Source organism: Nocardia sp. NPDC059229 (assembly GCF_042754165.1).
Lineage (GTDB): Bacteria > Actinomycetota > Actinomycetes > Mycobacteriales > Mycobacteriaceae > Nocardia.
This window is the reverse complement of record NZ_JBHZAK010000001.1, coordinates 679206-700466: the sequence shown is the minus strand read 5'-3', so window position 1 is coordinate 700466 and position 21261 is coordinate 679206. Positions and strand designations below refer to the sequence as shown.

Sequence of the window (21261 nt, the reverse complement as noted above, 5' to 3'; positions counted from 1 at the left end):
TAAACCTCTTGTCGTTGAGGGTATGTGGAGAAACCGGCGAGAGCGGCGCTGCTATGCCGGCGGTTGCGGCAGGCCCGCCGCGAGCGCGGACAGGGCCTGGCGGAGCAGATGGGTGACGGGGACGGTCGGCGCCGTGCGCACATAGACCTCGAAGGCGGCCTGCAGCGCGGCGCCGGCCGCCCCGGCCACCAGCCGCGGGTACAGATCGAGTTCCGGGTCGGTGCCGGTGCGTTCGGCAATGGCGATGATCAGGTTGTCTTCGACGCCCTTGGACAGCAGGGCCCGAGTCTCGGGGGCGGCCACCAGTTTCCGGACCTCGGCGAGCTCCGTGGGCGAGGGCAGATACCCGGGCGACTCGGCGTGTTCCGCCTCGAGTGGCTCGAGCAGTGCCGCCGTGAGCGACTCCCACAGCGGCTCGTTCGCCGGACGGCCGCGCAGAATCTCGACGGCGCTGCTGATTCGGGCCAGCTGCCGGTAGGCGAGCGCGTCGTACTTGCCGGAGAAGTAGTTGTTGAAGGTGCGCACGGACACTCCCGCGCGGGCGGCGATGTCCTCGCGCACCACGTTCTCCAGGCCGCGCTCGAACATGAGCTGAAGTGCCGCGTCGCTCAAGGCTTTCCGGGTGTCGAGCTTCTTGCGTTCGCGGAGACCGAGGGTCTGTTCGTCCGGCATGACTCCAGTATGCGCAAAACGTGCCCAATGGGCAATGTTTCTCGCTGGGAAAGTTTTCACTGCTCTATTCGCGGGTGTCGCATGCCTGACCGAAATAGTTCGGACGCCCATGGCGTTCGGACGACCGATTCAGCGTGTCGGCGGCGTGGCTTACGCTCCCGGGGATTCGGAAGGAGCGTGTCGTGCGACGAGGTTGTGGGGTGGGTCGGTGAGCAAGCGCGGCTGGCTGCTGTTCCTGGGCATGGGTGTGATCTGGGGTGTGCCATACGCCATGATCCGGGTCGCGGTGCGGGATTTCGATCCGGTGTTCGTGGCCTTCGGGCGGACCCTCCTGGGTGCACTGGTGCTGTTGCCCATCGCGCTGTCCACCCGGGTGCTGCGGCCGGCACTGCGGCACTGGCGCTGGGTGCTGGTGTACACGATCGTCGAGATCACCGGTCCGTGGCTGCTCATCGGGCGCGCCGAGACCAGGCTGACCAGCTCGACGGTGGGCCTGCTGATCGCGGCGGTGCCCCTGATCGCCATCGTGCTCACCACCCGCCTCGGGCACGAACGCCTCGATCCGCGGCGCATTCTCGGCCTGGTGATCGGCTTCGCGGGCGTGACCGCCCTGGTCGGTCTGGATATCGACGTCTCGAATCTGGGTGCGCTGGCGGCCATCGGCGTGAGTGTCATCGGCTATGCGCTGGGCCCGATCATCATCGATCGCAAGCTGGCCGAGTTGCCGCCGATCGGCGTGGTGACCGGGTCGCTGATCTTCGCCGCCGCCATCTATCTGCCGTTCGCGCTGTGGCGGATGCCTGCTCGCTTCCCGGCCGGAGCGAGCTGGTCGGTGGTGGGCCTGGGCCTGATCTGCACCGCGCTGGCCTTCGTGGTCTTCTTCGCCCTGATCGGCGAGGTCGGCCCGTCGCGCGCCACCGTCATCACCTACATCAATCCCGCGGTGGCACTGCTGATCGGCGTCTCGCTGCTGGACGAGCCCCTCACCGCGGGCATGGCGATCGGCTTCCCGCTGGTGATCCTGGGCTCGATCCTCGGCACCGCCCGGGCCCGGGTGCAGCCCGCGGCCGAGCCCGCGCCGGCCTAGCTCGGTCGGCCGGCACCGACACGGGCACCGCGGTTCTTTCGTATGCTCATTGTTAGCGAGTGGGGAGGGAAGGGCTGGACCTCGATGGTCCGGCGATGGAGGAAGGTCCTCACGGATGGACAGTCGTGAGGTTGCCGACATGGCGCGGGAATGGTCGGCGGCCCTGGTCGATTGCGGTGGCGTGCCGACATCGGTGCCGCCCGACATCCGCCAGTTGACGACAGGATGGATCGTCACGCTGGAAGCTGCCCTGTCGGCCGAGTCGTTCGATCCGTCGCCCGCATGCCGAGTCGGGGTCGAGATGGTCCGGTCGAACCTGACGGTCCCCGCCATGATGACCTCGACCGCGGCGGTGCTGGCCGGATTGCTGGAGCGGTCACGGCGCCCGGATCGAGCACAGCGGTTCGGCGCGCTCCTGGGAGAGCTTGCTCGCGGCTACACCACCGAGCTGCTGGACGTCCACGCCCGCAGCCAGGAGGCTGCCGAGCAACGCTTCCGCGTGGTGTTCGACAACGCCGCGGTGGCTATCGCGCTCTACGACGACTACGGCATCACCCTCGAGGCCAATGCCACGACGGCACGGATGGTCGGGATGAACCAGGAGGACCTGCCGGGGGTCTCCGCGCTGGACTTGATGCACCCCGACGACCGCGACAAGCTCCGGCACACGGTCGTCGGTCTGCTCAAGCGCAGAAGCGGTACCGCGCACTTGGAAGGCCGCTTCTGTCGCCCCGACGGCACCGTCTGCTGGGGCGCATGGACGATGACGCTGGTGCACGATGCGGACGGACGTGACGTGCGCGTGCTCGCCGTCGGGGAGGACATCACCGAACGGCGGGCCATGCAGCAGAAACTGTGGTGGGAGGCCCGTCACGACCCGTTGACGGGTCTGCCGAATCGTCATTGCCTGCTCGAACAGTTGGAGGCCATTGTGGCGGCGGCCCGTCCCGGCGATCACATCGGATTGTGCTTCCTCGATCTCGACGCGTTCAAGATGATCAACGATCGCTACGGCCACCACGCGGGAGACAGCGTGCTGGCCGAGGTCGGCCGCAGGCTCGACGCGACCCTGACCTCGCCGACGGTCACGCCGGCCCGCATCGGAGGAGACGAGTTCGTCGCGCTGCTCGCACCGCCCTGCGACGACGACACGGCCCACGCGGCCGCCGAGACCATGCTTGCGACGCTGCGAGACCCGGTTCCGGTCGGTCCTGGCGATCTGCTGTCGATTTCGGCCAGCATCGGCGCCGTTGTCACTCCGGTTGCCGGCGCGAATGCCGAAAAGCTGTTGGACGACGCCGATGTCGGCCTGTACCGCGCCAAAGCCGCGGGCCGCGGCACCTGGGTACTGCACCGCACCGAGAACGGCCCCGCAGCCGGGCAGTAGCCATGGAGCCGCCACACGCCCGACTGGGCGGTCGGTTCTTGCCTCGGGGAGAGAACCGAGAGCCATTCGGGGATAAAGGTTTTGCCGCGATAGTGTGCAGGCATGCGGGTGGGCGGCCAAGATATGCGAGTGCGCACGAAATTCTCCAGCGAGCTGATAGCGCTGACCGATGAGCTCGCGCATATGGCGCGGCTGACGCATGAGGCTTCCGAACGGGCCGCGGCGGCGCTCCTCGGCAGCGACCTGACCGCCGCCTACGAGGTGTTCGCGCTCGAAGAGCAGGTGGAGATCGAGCACGCGAAATGTGAGGACCGGTCGGTCATCCTGCTCGCCCTGGAGGCGCCGGTGGCCCGCGACCTGCGCCAGGTGGTGACGGCCATGCAGATCGCCGACGACCTGCTGGCGGTCAGCCGCGCCCTGAGCCGGGTGGCCGATGTGGTGGTGCGCCGCTACCCGAATGCGGTGGCCCCGCAGCATGTCCTCGACCTGCTCGCGGAAATGTCCTCCGCGGTCACCTATCTCACCGATCTGGCGGGCAAAGTCATTGCGGCACAGAACCCGCCGCGCGATCGCGCCCTGGTGCCGCCCGACGAGAACCTGGAGCGGCTGCGCGGCCGGCTGGTGGAGCTGGCGGCCGATGACCGCTGGCCGCACGGGTCGGCCATGGCCATCGATATCGCGCTGCTGGCCCACCACTTCGAGCGCGGGGCCGACCACTGCGTGCGCATCGGGCGGCTCATTCGCTTCTTCCACACCGGTATTCCGCTCTACGCGCAAACGGAGGCGTAACCACCACCTCGTGTGAGGGGCCCCGATCGGCGGGAGTAAGCTGCCCGAATTGCTTCATGGCGAGGTCTTTTCGAGTAGCACCGCACGCACGGACAGCCGAAATCCGACAAGGGCCCCAAACATGACCAACATCTCCACCCAGACATCGGTGTCCACCCCGGCGCGGGTGGCGGCGCCGGTCCGGGTCGCCCCGGCCGCCCCGGCCCCCAGCGACCGGGCAGCGCCGATCGAGAGAACACTGTCGCACCGTCAGATCATGACCATCCTGTCCGGCCTGCTGCTGGGCGTCTTCCTGGCGGCGCTGGACCAGAACATCGTCAGCGTGGCGATCGTCCGCATCGCCAACAGCCTGCACGGCTTCGACAAACAGGCCTGGGCCACCACGGCCTACCTCATCACCGCCACCATCTCGACGCCGCTCTACGGCAAGCTCGCCGACATCTACGGCCGAAAACCCTGCTACCTCATCGCAATCGGCATCTTCGTGATCGGCTCGGTGTGCTGCACCTTCGCCACCTCCATGTACCAGCTCGCGGGATTCCGTGCGCTGCAGGGCGTCGGTGCGGGCGGGCTCATGTCGCTGGCCTTCACCATCATCGGTGATATCGTGCCGCCCCGCGAAAGGGTCAGGTACCAGGGTTATTTCATGATGGTCTTCGGCATCGCCACGGTGCTGGGACCGGTACTGGGCGGCTTCTTCTCCAATGCCGACCACATTCTCGGGCTCGCGGGCTGGCGCTGGGTGTTCCTGGTGAACGTGCCGATCGGGGTACTGGCGCTGCTGGTGGTCGGCAAGGTGCTGGACGTGCCCTTCGCACGGCACCGCCACCGCACCGACTGGCCGGGGGCGATAACCCTTGCGGCGGGCACGGTTCCACTGCTCATCGTCGCCCAGCAGGGCCGCGACTGGGGTTGGGGCTCCCATCGCGCGCTGCTCTGCTACGGCATCGCGGCCGCCGGACTGGTGCTGTTCCTGATTGTCGAATTCCTCATGAAGGACAGCGCGCTGATTCCGCTGCGGCTGTTCGCGAATCGCACCTTCAGCATCGCCATCCTGGGTGGGTTCATCGTCGGTGTCGCCATGTTCGGCGCGATCGTGCTGGTGCCGCTGTACTTCCAAGTGGTGCGCGGGTACTCGCCCACGCGCTCCGGGCTATTCATGCTGCCGCTGGTGGTGGGCATCATGCTGGGCGCGCAATTGTCCGGGCTCATCACCAAATTCACCGGGCGCTACAAGGTGCTGCCGATCCTCGGCTCGCTGGTGATCGGCGCCGGGTCGGTGCTGTTCGCGCTGGTGCACTACGACAGCCCGCTGTGGCAGCCGCTGCTGTACTGCGGCATCATCGGTTTCGGTCTCGGCGGGTGCATGCAGACGCTCATCATCGCGGCGCAGAACGCCGGGCCGCGTTCGGATATGGGTGTGTCCACCGCATCGGCCACCTTCTTCCGGCAGATGGGCGGCACGCTCGGCGTCGCGGTCTTCCTGACCATCCTGTTCAACCTGCTGCCGCGCAAGATCCTGGCGGCGTTCGGCGGACAGCTGCCACCGGGATTCGACGCCGGGCAGCTGGGCCGGATCCAGAGCAATACCAGCGGCATCGCGGCCCTGCCGGACCAGGTGCGTGTACCCATCCTGACCGGATTCACCCACGCCATGGGCGGGGTGTTCGTCGTGGCGGCCGCGGTGGCGGTGGTGGCGGCGTTCGTGCTCATGTTCATGAAAGAAATTCCGCTGCAGGATGTTCCGACGCCGGTCGTGGAGGAGATCGCCGAGCCGGAAATCGAGCCCGAACTCGAGCCCGAGCCGGAGCCGGAGCCGGAATTCCATATCGCCGAGCCGTCAGGGCTGTCGGTGTCGGGGTGCGTGCACCGCGAGGACGGGCAGTCGGTGCCCGACGCCGTGCTCACCCTCATCGACCAACGCGGACGCCAGGTTTCGCGAGCCGTCGGCCAACCCGACGGCGGCTATATCATCGCGGTCCCGCGGGCGGGCGGCTACGTGCTGATCGTGTCGGCGTTCGGGTATCAGCCCGCCGCGGTGACCATTTCGGTCGGCAGCCGCCCGCACCGCCAGGACGTGGCGCTGCTCGGATCCGGTGAGGTGTCGGGCGTGGTGCGGTCGGTGGGACGCGGTGCGCCGCTGGGCGATGCGACCATCACTCTCACCGACGCGTTCGGTGACGTGGTCGGCTCGACGGTCACCACCCCGGAGGGCGATTTCATCTGCCGTGGCGTGCTGGCCGGCACCTACACGCTGGTCGCGGTGGCCGATCACATGCGCCCCTCCGCGGTCACCCTGACCGTGCCGGACAGCGGAATGCTGCGCCACGACATCGAATTGGCGCCGCGCGCGGTGCTGGCCGGATCGGCCTGCAACGACCGCGGTCACGGCGTGGCCGATGCCCAGATCACGGTGCTGGACGAGGCCGGTGACCTGATCGCCGTGACCCGCACCGACGACACCGGCCGCTATGCCGTGCCGGATCTGGCGGAGGGACGCTACACCGTGATGGCCCGGGGATATCCGGCGGTGTTCAGCCGGGTCACGGTCGCCGACGGCGAGGTCGCCCACGATGTCCTGCTGGGCTACGAGCGGGTGGAATCGCCGGGGCGCGAGCGCTGGGAGTCGGTGGATCGGGTCTGAGCCGGGGCCGGGAGTGGTTGCGACTGAGGATTGTTTCAATTCGCCGCGCGCCGCGGTCCTGCAGCTGTTAGGTTTCCGAGCTGAATACCGTTCAATGTTCGGTATTGGGCTGGTCCAGGGGAGAACCGACATGAAGACCTCGCGTGCACTGCTGACCGTGGCCGCCCTCGCCGCCCTCGTGCCCACCGCCGCCGCGCAGGCCGAACCCGCCACCCCCGACACCGGCGCAGCCGTCAACGAGTATGTGGCCCTGGGCGATTCCTGGGCCGCCGACGCCACCCTGAGCCAGCTCACCACCGCCTTCACCCCGGTGCCCTGCGTGCAGAGCGTCCACAATTACGCCAAGCAGGTCGCCGCGGCCCTGGCCGTGCCGGTATTCCGCGACGCCACCTGCGGCGGCGCGGTCACCGCCGACATGACCCGGCCGCAGCACACCGCGCTCGGCGACAACGCGCCGCAGTTCGACCGGCTGACCGAGAACACCGACCTGGTCACCCTCGAAATCGGCGGCAATGACGCGGATCTCGCGGCCACCGTCACCGACTGCATCACCCTCGACCCGGCCGTCAGCCCCTGCCTGAACGAGATGGTGGTGAGCGGCGTCGACCGGATGTCGCAGAACATCGCTCGCACCGAACCCCGGGTGGCCGCCACCATCGCCGGCATTCGCGAGCGCGCCCCGCACGCCCGCATCCTGCTGCTCGACTACTTCGAGGGCATCGGCCTCGACGGCGGCTGCTGGCCGGAGATCCCCATCTCCGACGCCGACGCCATCTGGCTGGGGCAGAAGCTGATCGAACTGCACGACATGCTCGGGCGGGTGGCCGCCGAGACCGGAGTCGAGTTCGTCGACACCTACGACGGCAGCTCCGGGCACGACGCCTGTCAGCCCGTCGGCACCCGCTGGGTGGAGGGTCTGCTGCCGTTCTCGGGCAGCCCGGTCGGGCTCGCGGTGCCGTTCCACCCCAACCAGCTCGGCGCGGACTACCAGGCGCGGCGGGTCCTGGAGACCCTCGACGCCACCTCCTGACCGGCGCGGTCAGCGGCGCGGGGTGATCGATACCCGGTTGTCGTGGAACACCGCGCCGCCACCGAAGTCCGAATCACGTTCCGCGACCGTCGCATTCACCGTCGAACCGCCGGAGTGCTTGGCCCAGCGGCCCTTCGTGGTCGCGGCGACACCGGGCCGGACCCGGTCGGAGACGTCGGCGACGGCCTCGAAGGAGCCGCGATCATTGCGGACGGTGACCGGATCGCCGTCCGCGATGCCGCGCGCCGCCGCGTCCCGGGGATGGATCGTGACGGTCGGTTCGCCTGCGCGCCTGCGTAATTCGGGATCGACGCCGAAGCTGGTGTTCAGGAAGTAGTGCGACGCCGCGGAAATCAGCACCAGTCCGTCGCCCGGATCGGAGGGCGGGGTGTACCCGGCCAGCGGATCGTGGCCGGCCCGCGCCGCGCGGTCCGACACGAACCGGAGCTTGTCCACGGGCACCGGGCTCGGATCGATCTTCAGGAAGCCGTCGGCGCGCAGCCGGTCGACGTCGTACTGTTTCAACAGCTGGTTCGCCAGGTCCACATCCGACTCGTACAGCGCCGGTTCGGTCAGCCTCAGGCGCCGGGCCAACCGGCGGAAGGTCTCGGTGGTGGGCAGGCATTCACCGGGTGGGGTCACGGCCGGTTCGTTCCAGACCAGATAGAGATTGCCGTACGCGGCCAGCACATCGAGGTGCTCGGGCTGCATGGTGGCCGGGAGGACGATATCGGCGTAGTCGACCGTGTCGGTCGGAAAGTGTTCCAGGACAACGGTGAACAGATCCTCGCGGGACAGGCCCTCGATCACCCGGCGCTGATCGGGATTGGAGCCCACCGGATTCGCCGCGATCACGAACAGCGCCTTGACCGGCGGTCCGTCGGTGTCCAGCAGCACCTCGCCCATGCGGGTCATGGAGAGCGTCCGCACCGGATGCGGCAGCAGATCGAATCGCATCAGCGCGGGGGTGTCGAGCCGGAAGTGCCCGCTGGTCGAATAGTGCAGTCCGCCACCGGGAATCGCCCAGTCGCCGGTGACACCGGGCAGGCAGGCCAGGGTGCGCAGCGCCATCCCGCCGCCCGCGTGCCGCTGCATCCCCTGCGAGGCGCGAATGGCCGTGGGCCGGGTGCGGGCGATGCGTTCGCCCAGGGTCACTATGCGTTCCACTGGCAGCCCGGTGATCTCGGCGACCCGCTCCGGCGGGTACTGCGCGATGCGCTCGCGGAATTCGGGCCAACCCTCGGTGTGGGTTTCCAGGAACTCGGTGTCCTCGGCGCCCAGCCCGACGATGACGTGCATGAGCCCCAGCGCCAGCGCCGCGTCGGTGCCGGGCAGCGGGGCGAGGTGTTCGTCACAGCGTTCGGCGGTGCGGGTGCGCACCGGGTCGATGGCCACCGTGTACGCGCCGCTGTCCTGGATGAACTTCCAGACATGATGGCCGGAGCTGAGCGGATTGGTGCCCCACAGCAGGATCAGCCGCGACTGCGCCAGCTGCTCCGGGTCCATGCCGCCCGCGGTGCCCAGGGTGTATTTCAGCCCCGTGCTGCCCGCGACGGAGCAGATGGTCGGGTCGTGCAGGGAGGCGCCGAGCGCATTGAAGAACCGCCGGCCGGAGAAGCCCTCGAGTCCTTGGATGTAGCCGAGGCTGCCGGTGCCGTGGAAGGGCCAGACGGCCTCGCCGCCGTACTCGGCGAGGATGCCGGTGAGCCGGGTGGCGATCTCGTCGAGCGCCTCGTCCCAGGTGATCGGTTCGAAGCGGCCCTCGCCCTTGCGGCCGACCCGGCGCAGTGGCCGGGTGAGGCGCTCGGGAGAGTGCACCTGGTCGAGGTAGCGGTTCACCTTCACGCACAGCGCGCCCCGGGTGACCGGGTGCTCGCGGTTGCCGCGCAGGCCGGTCGCCCGGCCGTCCTGCACGTCCACCACCCAGGAGCAGGCGTCCGGGCAGTCGAGTGGGCACGCTCCGAGAACCTTCACCCGATCGATCGTAGGCAGGTCCGCGCGTGCGCGCGAAAGGCGAGCGTACGGCCGGTTTCCGGGCGCGACACGCCTATGCCGTCATGTGACGACACGCGGTCGAGCTGGGGTACTCTCGGCGCGCGGCTAATCAGCCGCAACAGGAGTGCGGGGGCGGAAGTGCGCGGTGGAATGGGAGATTCATGATCACCCCCGGCCGAGGTCTCGTCGGTGTCGTCTCGGGATGTGCGGCGCTGCTGACCGGATGCGCCCACGCCGGCCACACCGATGCCGCGCACGTACACCAGGCGAACAGCGAGTTGGCCGCCAGCGACTCGGGCGAGATGCAGCGCAGCGCCTTCGTCACCGCCTGCGCGGGGACCGCTGCGGGCTGGCAGGCGACGGCGGTGGTGAGCAATCGGGATGTGGTGGAGCACCGGTATCTGGTGGTGATCAGTTTCATGTCGCCGGAGTCCACCGATCTGGAACGGACACGCACCGAGGTCCTGGTGGCGCCGGGCTCGACGCAGGACTTCACCACGGAGACGCGGCTGAATCCGGTGTCGCGGCCACAGACCGTCCGGTGTGTGCTGCGCGGGGTCGAGCAACTCTGACCGATCCTCGCGAATCGGGCGGCCGGGCGGTCGCGCTGCCTCGAAAGTTGCGCGGGGACAGGGGCGGACGCTTAGGATCACCAGCGCCGGCCATGCTCTGTGGGCCGCACCAGTAGGAATAGCTGACGGTTCACTGGCCCTCGGGCGGTGACCATGTGCGTTCTCCGGATGTGGATTTGTCGGTGCCATGGTGCATGCTCTTGGCACGCAGATGTCCGCCCCGTCCGCCCGGAGTGCCCCATGTCGACCCGTACCAAGCCACAGCCCTTGTCGGATACCGAAATTCGGCAGATCGCCGCGGAAATCGACGCGGGCCGGCCACCGATGGTGTGGTTCACCGCGGTGGCGGTCGGCGTCCCGGAAGGCCGTTCCGGAAAGGTGATGTCCCTCGGGGATCCGTCCGAGGGGGATTTCCTGCAGGTGAAGCCGACTGGCTCGAAGGATGTGCTGTCCTTCGGTCCCACCGAGGTGACCCTGACCAAACCGGCCCGGCAGAACCCGGCCAAACCGGCCGGAGCTCAACCGAAAACGGCAACCAGGAAGGAACCCACCGTGACGATGTCGTCTCCCGTGACGATGCCGGCCACCGCGCCGAGCGCTTCGCCCGCTCCGGAAGCCAAGGTCGAGACCCCGCAGCCGGCTGCGGAATCCGCGCCCGAGGCCAAGGCCAAGCCCGCCGCGTCGCGTCCGGCCCGCAATGCCGCCAACAGCGCCGCCGCGAAGAAGCCGAAGGCTGCCGAGGTGACGGTCACCCTCAGCGGCACCGCCGAGGGGGAGTGGACCCTGGATGTCGTGAACGGCAAGAAGCGCACCATCAAGGGCCTGCCGGTCACGAGTTCCGCTGTGGCCCAGGCCGCCAAGATTCTCCACCCCGAATTCGCCGAGGTCGTCGACTCCATCCACGAGTCGGTCCGCGCCGCCCAGCAGGCCAAGGTCGCGCAGCTGCAGGCCGAACTCGAATCGGCCCGTCGGCTACTCGAAGACCTGGCCTGACGAGATTCCACGCGGGTAACTCCGGCGCGAGGACCGGTGGCCCAACCCTTTTCGTGTGGGGCTGGGCCGCTTCCGGGTCATACCGCGGATTCGCGCTGCCAGGTGCGAGGACCGGATTCGGGACGGCTGCGGCGCAGGTCGTCGTGGAAGATGTAGCCGAGGGAGTATTCCTTGGCGTGGTACATGGCCGAATCCGCCTCGCGCAGTAGCTCGTAGACGGTGGTCTCGCTCTCTCGTGGCTTGGTGCAGGCGATTCCGATACTGGCCGCTATTCGCACCTCGGCCGCGCTCAGCTCGAACGGTTCGCCCAAGGTGGCGAGTAGCCGCTCCGCCAGCTGGCGGGCCTGCTGCTGCGCCAGCGGGGCGAGCACCACGAATTCATCACCGCCGTAGCGGGCGGCCGCGTCATCGCGGCGGATCACGCGACGGATGCGGGCGGCGGCATTGGCGATGAGCTCGTCACCCACCGCATGGCCGTAGTTGTCGTTGACCCGCTTGAAGCCGTCGAGGTCGATGAACAGCAGGGCCAAAGGCTGTCCGGCCCAACGCTCCCGATTACGATGCAGCGCCCGCAGCAGGGCGGCGCGGTTCAGGAGTCCGGTGAGCATGTCGTGGTCTGCCTGATACTGCGCGCGCCGTTCGCTGCGGGCGCTGCGTTCGATGGCGCGTTCACTGCGTAGCAGTACGCCCGCTAGTAGTAGGGCGAAGAGCGAGGACACCACCACGCGATCGAGCGTGTCGAGGCTGGAGCCCACCACCGGCACCAGCGAGGCCACGATCATGACGATGGCGATGATGCTGGCCCGCTGCCGGGACCGGTGCGGATGGATGTCGCGCGGCTCGCCCAGGACCACCATGCTCGGGTGCAGGGCGGCCGCGCCGATCAGTGTGAAGCCCAGTTGCAGTGGCAGCAGCTGGATCTGGCGGCCGAAGACCGCCGAGCCCGCGGTTTCCAGGTTGTAGGCCAGGTCACCGGCCAGGATCACCAGCATGGCCAGGTGCACCAGCCGCAGCGAGGTTTCCGAGCGCGCCGAGGTGATCACCGAGTGCACGATCACGGTGAGCAGCAGGGCGTCCACGATGGGATCCGCGACCGAGGTGATGGTGGTGAAGTAGGTGTGGTGCGTCATGTGCAGCACCGGTGAGATGAGGAACGTCCACGACAGCAGCAGCGCGCCCAGGCCGATCAGCCCGGAATCCAGCAGCAGATCGTGGTCGGTGCTGTTCTGCCGCGGGCGCAGCCACAGCACCGCGGCCACACCGACGCAGCAGTACCCGCTGAGGGTGAACAGATCGTCGAAGGGGTGGCGCTGCGATTCGGAGATGTGGCGCAGCCCGGTGCCGATGGCGAATTGCACGGCGGACGCCGAGAGTAGATACCAGGGCAGGGGATGGCGGGGGTGGTACCTGCGTACACCGAGCCCGATCATGGTGAGGCTGATGGCCACCGACACGAACAGGGTGCCCAGGGCTACCGCGCGGGCATTGACCACCATGGGCAGGCCGAGAATTAGCACGCCACCGACGAACAGCACGGTGCGCCAGCAGATTTTGAAGCGCGGACCAGACCGTTCGGCCGGTTGTGCGTCCGTTCCCACCAGCCCCCCTTGTCCGAGCAGTACTCGAAAAGACACCGCCGATCATCAACCGAGTGTTGCGGTACGAGCATAGGTCCCGCGCAGCAGTGACAGAGTGCCCGGTAGAGAAAAGGCGCTGCCACTATCTGGGCAACCGAACCGATCATGACATGAAAACGGCCGCTCCGGAGCGGAGTTCGGCGAACCCGCAGGATCACTTTCCGCGAGACTCGCTATGCTCCCCAGCGAATCGAACCGTACGGCCTGCGCGAACCTGTGAACAGGAGCCGGAAGTGGAAACGACGGCGGGACGCTGGTGGGCCCCGGGCCGGGTGAATCTCATCGGCGAGCACACCGATTACAACGACGGCTACGTGCTCCCGATGGCCCTGCCGCTGGGTGTGACCTGCGCCGCGGCGGCCAGACCGGGTGGTGTGGTGCGGCTGAGATCCCGGCAGGCGCCCGGTGACCCCGTCGACACCACCACGCCCGCGATCGCCACCGGCGGCTGGTCCGAATTCCCCGCCTGGTCGCGCTATCCGCTCGGCGTCATCCGCGAATTCGAGCGCCGCGGCCATGAGGTGCCCGGCGTTCACCTCGACCTCGACGGCACTGTCCCGATCGGCGCGGGCCTGTCCTCCTCGGCGGCCCTGTCCTGCTCGGTCGCCATCGCCCTGCGGGACCTGTTCGCCCCCGCCATCACCGACACCGAGCTCATCGACATCGCCCGCACCGCCGAAAACGTCTACGCCGGCGTCCCCACCGGCACCCTCGACCAGTCCGCTTCTCTCCTCTGCACCGCAGGTCACCTCCTCTTCCTCGACACCCGCACCGGAGCCACCGAGCAGATCCCCTTCGACCTGGCCGCCTTCGGCCTGACGCTGCTCATCATCGACACCGGCACCCCCCACCGCCTGGTGGACAGCGACTACGCCACCCGCCGCGCCGAATGTGCCGCCGCCGCAGCCCAACTGGACGCCCCCACCCTCCGCGACATCCCCTTCGCCGCCGAAGCAGACCGCCTCACCGACCCTCTCCTCCGCCGCCGCGCCCGCCACGTGATCACCGAAAACGCCCGTGTCCTGCAAATAGCCGAACAATTGCGCACCGGCGCCGACCCCCGCACCATAGCCCCCCTCCTCACCGCCGCCCACCAATCCCTCCGCGACGACTTCGAAGTCTCCGCCCCACCCTTGAACACCGCCGTCGACGCGGCCCTCGCCGCCGGCGCCCACGGTGCCCGCATGACCGGCGCCGGCTTCGGCGGCAGCATCCTCGCCCTCGCCGACCGCGACGACACCCCCGACATCGTCACCGCCATCCGAGAATCCTTCGCCACCAAGGGATTCCCCCCACCCCACGACTACACGGCAACCCCCTCCGCCGGCGCCCACCGCCTTCCCTGACCCGCGCTGTACCTCCAACTCGTCGTCAGAGGCTGTCCGCCGTAACTGGATCCACGCGCGGCCGGACTCGAGCGGTAACCCTCCGCCGAGCAACGCGCTGTTCGCCGAGCCGCGAAACTGCAGTGCGTGTGGGTCATTCGCCTGGCCTCGCTCGGTTCGGCGGTGTATCAGCAGTGACAGTTGGTGTGATGTTGTCGTCCGGGCTGGTGCAAATGGTGGCGAGACGCCCGTTTTTCGGTGGTGGTCACGGTGCCGCCGGCCGATCGGGAAGTCGGTGGATCGGTCGGCGGCAACGGGTTTCGGGTTACTTCGCGGGTGTGATCGAGGGCTGGGTGATGGTTGTGAAGTACTGGACTGCGGCGGCGATGGCTACCGGGGCGGTTACGAAGAGCTGGCCGGCGATGGTGCCGACGAAGCCGACGGCGCCTGCGCCGATGAGGCAGCCGGTGCCGGCTGCGCCGAGGAGCGGCACGAACATGGCGGCGAGGACGCCTGCGGAGCCGAGGGTGACCAGGCCGGCGGCTCCGACGGCGCCGAGCAGGCAGCCGAGAGCCGCGCCGCCGAGGCCGCCGGCCAGGGTGCCGACGGTGGCGCCCATGGAGATGGTGCTGGTCATGCGGCTCCAGGCGGCCTGTTCACGCTCGTAGTCCGACTTCCAGGGGGCGCTGTTCTCGAAGGGCAGCGCGACCGGCTGGTAGACCGCGTGGGCGGTGTCGAACTGCGGGGTGAGCGTGGCGACGTGGTCATGGATGTCGGCGGCGATCGGGAAGACGAAATCGTCCACCCGGAACGACAATTCGGTGCCCGCGACCGTGGTTCCGTCGGCGGCCTTGATCTTCAGGACGCCATTGTCCACCACCAGCGACCCGGCATCCGTGCGGATGGTCAGGTCCCTCTCGCCGGTGGTGGCGCTGTAGTTGACGACACCCGCGTCGGACTGGGCGGGTGCGGCGTTCACGGTTCCGGCGGTGACCCCGAGCGCGGTCGTCACGAGGGCGGCGGATACGGCGAACTTGTTGAGCTTCATCAGGTTTGGTCTTTCGTCAGTGCGGGTCAGGGTCCGCACGGATGGCGCGGCTCTTCTATGTGCGTGAGCCGCGAAAGGATGTGACTGGCCGGCGGCACGGCCCGGAGGCCGTGTCGCTCAGCGGTTTTCGTGGACTAGGCGGTGGCGCGCAGGCGGGCTCCCACACCCACCAGCAGGTCGATCACCAGGAAGCCCAGCAGCGGAATGCCGACCATGGGCGCGAACCAGCCGACCACCGCGGCGGCCGCTGCCAACGGCGCCAGGACGATCAGCGGGGTCTGCGCCAGCGCCCGGCGCGGCGCCTTGCCCGCGGCGAGCCTCGACTCCTTGGTCGGGCGGCGCCGCCACCACATGAGGTAGCCGCGCACGATCACGGTGACCAGTCCGGCCATGATGACCAGCAGCAACAGCTGATTGGCCAGGCCGAACATCAGGCCCATGTGGAACTGGATGCCCCAGTTGGTGAGCTTGGCCATGAGCGGCCAGTCGGAGTACGGCAGCTTGTCGGTGACATTGCCGGTCGCGCCGTCCACCGCGATGGCATCGCGGGTGTACTGGCCGGGCCGGCGCAGCTCCTGGGCCACGAAGGCCATGCCGTCCTTGGCCGGAATGCTGATCTCCAAGGGCCCGGTCAGGCCATTGGCCCGGGCGACGCCGTACACGGTGTCGACCAGTGCCGCCTTGTCGGCGGCCGGCATGGCCGCGGCCGCACCGCCACCGTGGTGATCGTGTTCACCGCCCGCGGACATGGCCGGACCGGTCGACCCGGGCAGCTTCGCGCTCACCGCGGGCGTGGTCCAGCTCATCGCCTGCCGCAGCTGGGTGACGTTCTCACCCGCGTACTTCGACCAGGTCATACCGGTGACCGACAGCAGCAGGAGCACCGGCAGGATCCAGACACCCACCACCGCATGCCAATTCAGTGTCCGGGCCCGCGTCCGCGACCGATCCGGCCGCAGTAGCCAGCCGGGCGACCGCTTCTCGCGCCGCGCCCGCACCCGCCGGTACCAGAGCACCAGCCCGGCCAGTGCCACCAGCCACAGCCAGGAGGCCGCGATCTCGCTGTAGTAGCGGCCGAACGCGCCCAGGTGCAGATCCTTGTGCAGCTGGTCGATCCAGGTGCGCATGGGCAGCGCGCCCGAGCTGCCGTAGACGACGCTGTCGCCCACCGGCTGCGCGGTCACCGGGTCGACGAACACCGCGCGGCGCTCGGATTCGCCCAGCGACGGATCGCTGAAGAGCACGCGCGTGGTCTCCCCGGCGTGCCGTCCCGGGGCCACCGCCACCAGCGCCAGGTTCGGCTCGGCCGCCTGCCCGGCGGCGACCTGCTCCCGCAACGGCTTGGCCGGGCCGGTCGAATCGGTGTGCAGCAGGCCGCTGGAGGTGATGGTCTCCAGCGTCGGCGAGATCGCGTACAGCGCACCGGTCACGGCCGCGATCAGGATGAACGGCGCCACGAAGACGCCCGCGTAGAAGTGCAGTCGCAGCATGAGCGCCTGAAAGGCATTGCCCGCGCCACGTTTCGGGGGCCGGCCGGACGGCGGCGGCTCCGTCGTCCGGGTAGGGGAGGGCGGCGGTGTCGTATCGACACCGCTGTCAGTGATTGTCACCAGCGATCTTTCGGGTTCGAGGGAACACCCGGGGACACGCGGTACGGGGAGCGAACACGTCGAGGCGACGCATGTCAGGGCACACCATGACCCCCTCATGGTGCGCACGCGACTGCCACCGCGTGCGCACAGCGGTCATGGGGATGCCCGGACGCGCATGACGCCACCGCGACGGACGCGGGCGTACAGCGAAGTCACACGGACGCGAAAGTCCGTGTGCCCGGGTGTGAAAAGAAGGGAATCAGCCTCGAACGAGCGCGGGTGGTCCGCGAGTGCGGAAGACGTCGGCCGCGAAGATGCGCAGCACGACGAGATCCCGGTGCGCGATGGGCAGCAGCGGCGGCCCGATGCGCACCGGTAGTGAAATAGGTAGCGGCAGCGCCCAGGACAGCACCGTGGTGCCGATCCGATAGGCCGCCTCCGCACCGAGAATTACGACGGCCGCCGCGCACGCTGCCACGATGTGCGCGGCCAGCATGGCCGGGCTCCACATCGAGGCATTGTGGTGGTGATGGTGCATGCTGCCCGGCGAGCCCCACATCATGCTGAAGTGACCCAGGAATTGCCCGCCGATCAGCGCGACCACCAGCCCGAGCGCCGTGGTGCGCAGCGTGTGCACGCTCGCCACCACCGCGCCGACCGCGGCCGAGGCGGCGACCAGCAGCGTCAGCGGACCGGACTCCAGGGGCGCGGCCCCCGAGATCCAGCCGTGCGCGGCCACCGCGAGCGCCCCGGATACCGAACCGGCCGCCCCACCGCGCAATGCCGCAGCATCGCTGCGGGAATGCGCTGTAGAGCGGCCGGATTCGATGTTCACGCGCTGATAATAGCCAGGCCTGATCCAGCCCCTGTCCGTACCCTGCCGTTAACCGGCGGGGTGCGAACGGCTTTGGCTAATTCTCCGTGACTTCCATCTCGATCAGCGGCTTGCGCAGCAGCTTGCCGGTGGCATTACGCGGCAGCTCATCGAGGAAGATCACCTCGCGCGGCACCTTGTAGCGCGCCAGGTTCTCCTTCACGTAGTCCTTGATCTCCTGCACGTCCCGCTTGGAGTCGGGCCCCGGAACCACGATGGCGCGCAGGCGCTTTCCGAAGTCGCGGTCGTCGACGCCGACCACCGCCGCCTCCAGGATGTCGTGGCGGTTGGACAGCAGGTTCTCGACCTCCTGCGGGAAGACGTTCTCGCCGCCGGAGACGATCATGTCGTCGTCGCGGCCGTCGATGAACAGCAGCCCGTCGGTGTCGAAGTGACCGACGTCGCCGGAGGACATGAGGCCGTCCACGTACTCCTTGGTGCGGCCGTCGGTGTACTGCTTGAACGAGTGCCCGTTCTCGATGAAGATCGTGCCGGTCACGTTGGGCGCGGAGATGCGCTTGCGGTTCTCGTCGTAGAGCGCGACGCGAATGCCGACCGGCGCCTTGCCCGCGGTGGTCGGGGCCTTGCGCAGTTCCGACGGGGTGGCCACGGTCATGACCGCGCACTCGGTGGAGCCGTACACGTTGTAGAGGGTCTCGCCGAAGTAGTCGAGGGTGCGGGTGACGACGTCCGGCGGGATGGCCGAGCCGGCGGCGAAGACGACCTTCAGGGTCTCCGCCGGATTGTACTTCGCCAGCGTCTCTTCCGGCAGGTCCAGGATGCGCTGCAGCATAGTCGGGACCACGATCAGACCCTGCGCGCGGAACTTCTTGATATTGGCCAGCGTGCCCTCGGGATCGAAGCGGCGCTGCTGGAACACCACCCGGTTGCCCAGCGCGATCGACAGCGTGAACTGCGACAGGCCGGTGGCGTGGAAGATCGGGGCGGCCATCACCACGGTGCTGTTGCGCGGCAACGGGATTCGATCCAGGAACTGGGCCGTGATGAACGGGCTGACCTTGTCGCGCGGCGCGCCCTTGGGGGTGCCGGTGGTGCCCGAGGTCAGGATGACCATGCCGCCCGGCTTCTCCGGCGGGGCCAGCGGCGCGGTGGACTGCCCGGCCGCCACCGACTCGATGGTCGGAATCGACGGGTCGGCATTGTCCTGCTCGTCGACCCAGGTCAGGATGCGCGGAATCTCGGCCGGAATGGCCGACATCAGATCGAAGAACTCGGTGTCGTGCAGCACCGCCTTGACGTTCTCGCGGGCGGCCACATCGGTGAACTGCGGCTTGGCGAAGCCGGTGTTCATCAGCACCGCGCGCACGCCCAGCTTGCCGGCGGCGACCAGGCTCAGCACCATGCCGCGGTGGTCACGGGCCAGTACGCCGATCACATCGCCGGGGCCCAGGCCCTGGGCGGCGAGGCCGCGCGCAAAGGCATTGGACTGCTGGTCGAGCTGCTCGAAGGTCAGCTCACCGCGCTCGTCGACAATGGCCGCGGACTTGGGATTGGTGTTGGCCGCGTGCACGACCGCGCCCGCGAACGGACCGAACTTCAGCACATTGAGCGCCGAGCGCACCGCGTGATCGGGGCGCAGCGGATTGAAGAGTCCCCCTCGGACCATGGCATTGACGCTGAGCGCCGTATCGCCGGCCTTGCGTAGAACCGTGCCAGCCGATGGAAGGGCAAGTGACATGGGTACAACCTTCCGCGATCCCCCGCCGGACGAGTCGGCCGACGGACCGCAACATCGAGATCCAGTGCGGTGCTAACCCTAGCAAGCGCAGGCAGCCGGGGTGTGGCCGAGGTCTCCGTTACTCACAGTTACGAATAAACCGCGCAGCTCGTGGTGGGGATCCCAGGATTGCCGCCGTGTCGCGGACGTCATCGGCGCTGTGCCACCTGCTGACTCGGCGCTGTGCCGCGTGCTGACTCGGTGCTGTGCCGCCTACTGACTCGCGACGGGTGGCTCGTACTCCACGAGGACCCGGCGCAGCAGTTTGCCGGTGGCATTGCGCGGCAGATCGTCGAGGAAGAAGACGTCCCGTGGCACCTTGTAGCGGGCCAGATTGGCCTTCACATAGGTCTTGATCTCCTCGGGCGCGAGCTTCGCGCCGGGCTCTGGAATGATGAACGCGCGCAGGCGCTTACCGAATTCCACATCGTCCACGCCGACCACGGCCGCATCGAACACGTCGGGGCGCTCCAGCAGCAGGTTCTCGACCTCCTGCGGGAAGACGTTCTCGCCGCCGGAGACGATCATGTCGTCGTCGCGGCCGTCGATGAACAGCAGTCCGTGATCGTCGAAGTGCCCGACATCGCCGCTGGACATGTACCCGTCGATGACCTCCTTCATCCGCCCGTCGGTGTAGCCCTTGAACGGCGAGCCCGAGCGGATGAAGACTCGGCCCGTCACGTTCTTGGCGAGGATGCGCCGCCCGTCGTCGTCGAAGAGCGCCACTTCGCAAGTGAGCGGCGCCCGTCCCGCCGTCCCCGGCGCGAGGGCCAGATCCTCGGGCCGGGCGACCGAGGCGATCGCGCATTCGGTGGAGCCGTAGAGGTTGTAGAGCACCGGTCCGAACACCTCGGCCGTGCGCACCGACAGCTCCGGCGACAGCGCCGAACCGGCGAGCACGATCCCGGTCAGCGAGGAGGTGTCGTACTGCTGGCGAATCTCCTTGTCCAGCTCCACCATTCGATGCAGCATGGTCGGCACCGCCACCAGCATGTCGGCGCGGTGCTCGGCGATCATGCGCAGCGTCCGCTCGGCGTCGAAGCGGCGCGCCATCACCACCTTGTTGCCGAAGGCGCACGCGGTCAGCCAGGTCGCGAACCCGGTGGAGTGGAAGATGGGGGAGACGATGACCATCGTGCCCTGCTGCGGAAAGTCGATGCGGTCCACCATCTGCACCGTCGACAGCGGTCCGGTGCGTTCGCGCGGGGCGCCCTTGGGCATGCCGGTGGTGCCCGAGGTGAGGATGATGAAGCCGCCCGGCTGCTTCGGCGCGGGCAGCGGCGTCGGTGCGTTGGCCGCGATGAGCTCGTCCAGAGTTTTTGTGCCGGACGGTATTTCGGTGCCCTCGTCGACCCAGGTCAGTATGCGCGGAAGGTCCTCGGGCAGGGCGTCGAGCAGGCCGAGGAATTCGCTGTCGTGCAATACGACTCGCACGTTCTCGCGCTCGCAGACCTGGGCGAACTGCGGTTTGGCGAATCCGGTGTTCATCAGTGCCAGCCGCGCGCCGAGTTTGCCCAGCGCCGCCATGGTCAGCACCAGGCCCCGGTGATCGCGGGCCAGCACGCCCACCACGGTTCCGGGCTTGACGCCGTTGCGCTGCAATCCGCGCGCCAGCGCGTTCGACTGCTCGTCCAGCTCCCGGTAGGTGAGCTCACCCCGCTCGTCCGCGAGGGCCGGCCGGTCCCCGAACAGGCGCGCCGCGCGCCGTACCGCGGTCGCCGGCGGCCCGAAAACCCTGGCGTCCCTGAGCAATCGGACCGTCCCCACCGGGTCGGTGGGATCGCTCAACCCCAGCTCCCGCAAACGCCTCAGGCCCTTGACCGCCTCACCGGTGTGCGCCATGCGCTGCCGAGCCGAATGCAGAACCGAGGCCATGCG

The 21261-nt window shown here is 68.6% G+C and carries 16 protein-coding genes; 8 read left to right on the top strand and 8 right to left on the bottom strand.

The window, feature by feature from the left end; translation table 11 throughout:
- Positions 1 to 51: 51 nt before the first annotated feature.
- Positions 52 to 672 carry a TetR/AcrR family transcriptional regulator gene (locus ACFXHE_RS03310; protein WP_379379316.1) on the bottom strand — a complete coding sequence of 207 codons (621 nt, stop codon included), beginning with the start codon at positions 670 to 672 and terminating at the stop codon, positions 52 to 54.
- 208 nt (positions 673 to 880) lie between these two features.
- Between ACFXHE_RS03310 and ACFXHE_RS03305 the strand changes: the two genes are divergently transcribed.
- From ACFXHE_RS03305 to ACFXHE_RS03285, 5 genes are all read left to right on the top strand, one after another.
- Positions 881 to 1759: a DMT family transporter gene (locus tag ACFXHE_RS03305; RefSeq protein ID WP_379379314.1), complete on the top strand. Its 879-nt coding sequence runs from the start codon at positions 881 to 883 to the stop codon at positions 1757 to 1759.
- 115 nt (positions 1760 to 1874) lie between these two features.
- Entirely contained in the window at positions 1875 to 3146 is a 1272-nt protein-coding gene (locus ACFXHE_RS03300) for a diguanylate cyclase domain-containing protein (RefSeq protein WP_379379312.1), read from the top strand.
- 129 nt (positions 3147 to 3275) lie between these two features.
- Positions 3276 to 3935: a phosphate uptake regulator PhoU gene (locus tag ACFXHE_RS03295; RefSeq protein WP_379379310.1), complete on the top strand. Its 660-nt coding sequence runs from the start codon at positions 3276 to 3278 to the stop codon at positions 3933 to 3935.
- Positions 3936 to 4056: 121 nt separating this feature from the next.
- Entirely contained in the window at positions 4057 to 6579 is a 2523-nt protein-coding gene (locus tag ACFXHE_RS03290; RefSeq protein ID WP_379379308.1) for an MFS transporter, read from the top strand.
- A gap of 130 nt (positions 6580 to 6709) precedes the next feature.
- Positions 6710 to 7609 (top strand): SGNH/GDSL hydrolase family protein, encoded by a 900-nt coding sequence (locus ACFXHE_RS03285; RefSeq protein ID WP_379379306.1) that lies wholly within the window; start codon positions 6710 to 6712, stop codon positions 7607 to 7609.
- A 9-nt stretch (positions 7610 to 7618) separates the two neighbouring features.
- Here ACFXHE_RS03285 and ACFXHE_RS03280 read toward each other — a convergent pair whose 3' ends face one another.
- Complete coding sequence (locus tag ACFXHE_RS03280; protein WP_379379304.1) at positions 7619 to 9583, bottom strand: molybdopterin-dependent oxidoreductase; 1965 nt, start codon at positions 9581 to 9583, stop codon at positions 7619 to 7621.
- 182 nt (positions 9584 to 9765) lie between these two features.
- On the opposite strand from ACFXHE_RS03280, the gene ACFXHE_RS03275 reads away from it, so the two are divergent.
- Together ACFXHE_RS03275 and ACFXHE_RS03270 are read left to right on the top strand one after the other, a co-directional pair.
- Positions 9766 to 10176 carry a hypothetical protein gene (locus ACFXHE_RS03275; protein ID WP_379379302.1) on the top strand — a complete coding sequence of 137 codons (411 nt, stop codon included), beginning with the start codon at positions 9766 to 9768 and terminating at the stop codon, positions 10174 to 10176.
- Positions 10177 to 10416: 240 nt separating this feature from the next.
- On the top strand, positions 10417 to 11169 hold the full coding sequence (locus tag ACFXHE_RS03270; protein WP_379379300.1) for a DUF6319 family protein: 753 nt from the start codon (positions 10417 to 10419) through the stop codon (positions 11167 to 11169).
- Between the two features lie 77 nt (positions 11170 to 11246).
- Here the strand turns inward: ACFXHE_RS03270 and ACFXHE_RS03265 are convergent, their stop codons facing one another.
- Positions 11247 to 12767 (bottom strand): diguanylate cyclase domain-containing protein, encoded by a 1521-nt coding sequence (locus tag ACFXHE_RS03265; protein WP_379379298.1) that lies wholly within the window; start codon positions 12765 to 12767, stop codon positions 11247 to 11249.
- A gap of 272 nt (positions 12768 to 13039) precedes the next feature.
- Between ACFXHE_RS03265 and galK the strand changes: the two genes are divergently transcribed.
- Positions 13040 to 14152, top strand: coding sequence for a galactokinase (gene galK, locus ACFXHE_RS03260; RefSeq protein WP_379379296.1), 1113 nt, complete (start codon positions 13040 to 13042; stop codon positions 14150 to 14152).
- A gap of 304 nt (positions 14153 to 14456) precedes the next feature.
- On the opposite strand, the gene ACFXHE_RS03255 is transcribed toward galK, so the two are convergent.
- The 5 genes from ACFXHE_RS03255 to ACFXHE_RS03235 form a co-directional block, all read right to left on the bottom strand.
- A complete protein-coding gene (locus tag ACFXHE_RS03255) occupies positions 14457 to 15179 on the bottom strand; it encodes a hypothetical protein (protein WP_379379294.1) in 723 nt (240 codons plus the stop codon).
- 134 nt (positions 15180 to 15313) lie between these two features.
- Positions 15314 to 16789 carry a PepSY-associated TM helix domain-containing protein gene (locus ACFXHE_RS03250; protein ID WP_379379292.1) on the bottom strand — a complete coding sequence of 492 codons (1476 nt, stop codon included), beginning with the start codon at positions 16787 to 16789 and terminating at the stop codon, positions 15314 to 15316.
- A 241-nt stretch (positions 16790 to 17030) separates the two neighbouring features.
- Entirely contained in the window at positions 17031 to 17606 is a 576-nt protein-coding gene (locus ACFXHE_RS03245) for a hypothetical protein (protein ID WP_379379290.1), read from the bottom strand.
- Positions 17607 to 17682: 76 nt separating this feature from the next.
- On the bottom strand, positions 17683 to 19344 hold the full coding sequence (locus tag ACFXHE_RS03240; protein ID WP_379379288.1) for an acyl-CoA synthetase: 1662 nt from the start codon (positions 19342 to 19344) through the stop codon (positions 17683 to 17685).
- Positions 19345 to 19596: 252 nt separating this feature from the next.
- Entirely contained in the window at positions 19597 to 21258 is a 1662-nt protein-coding gene (locus ACFXHE_RS03235; protein WP_379379286.1) for an acyl-CoA synthetase, read from the bottom strand.
- Between the last annotated feature and the right edge of the window lie 3 nt (positions 21259 to 21261).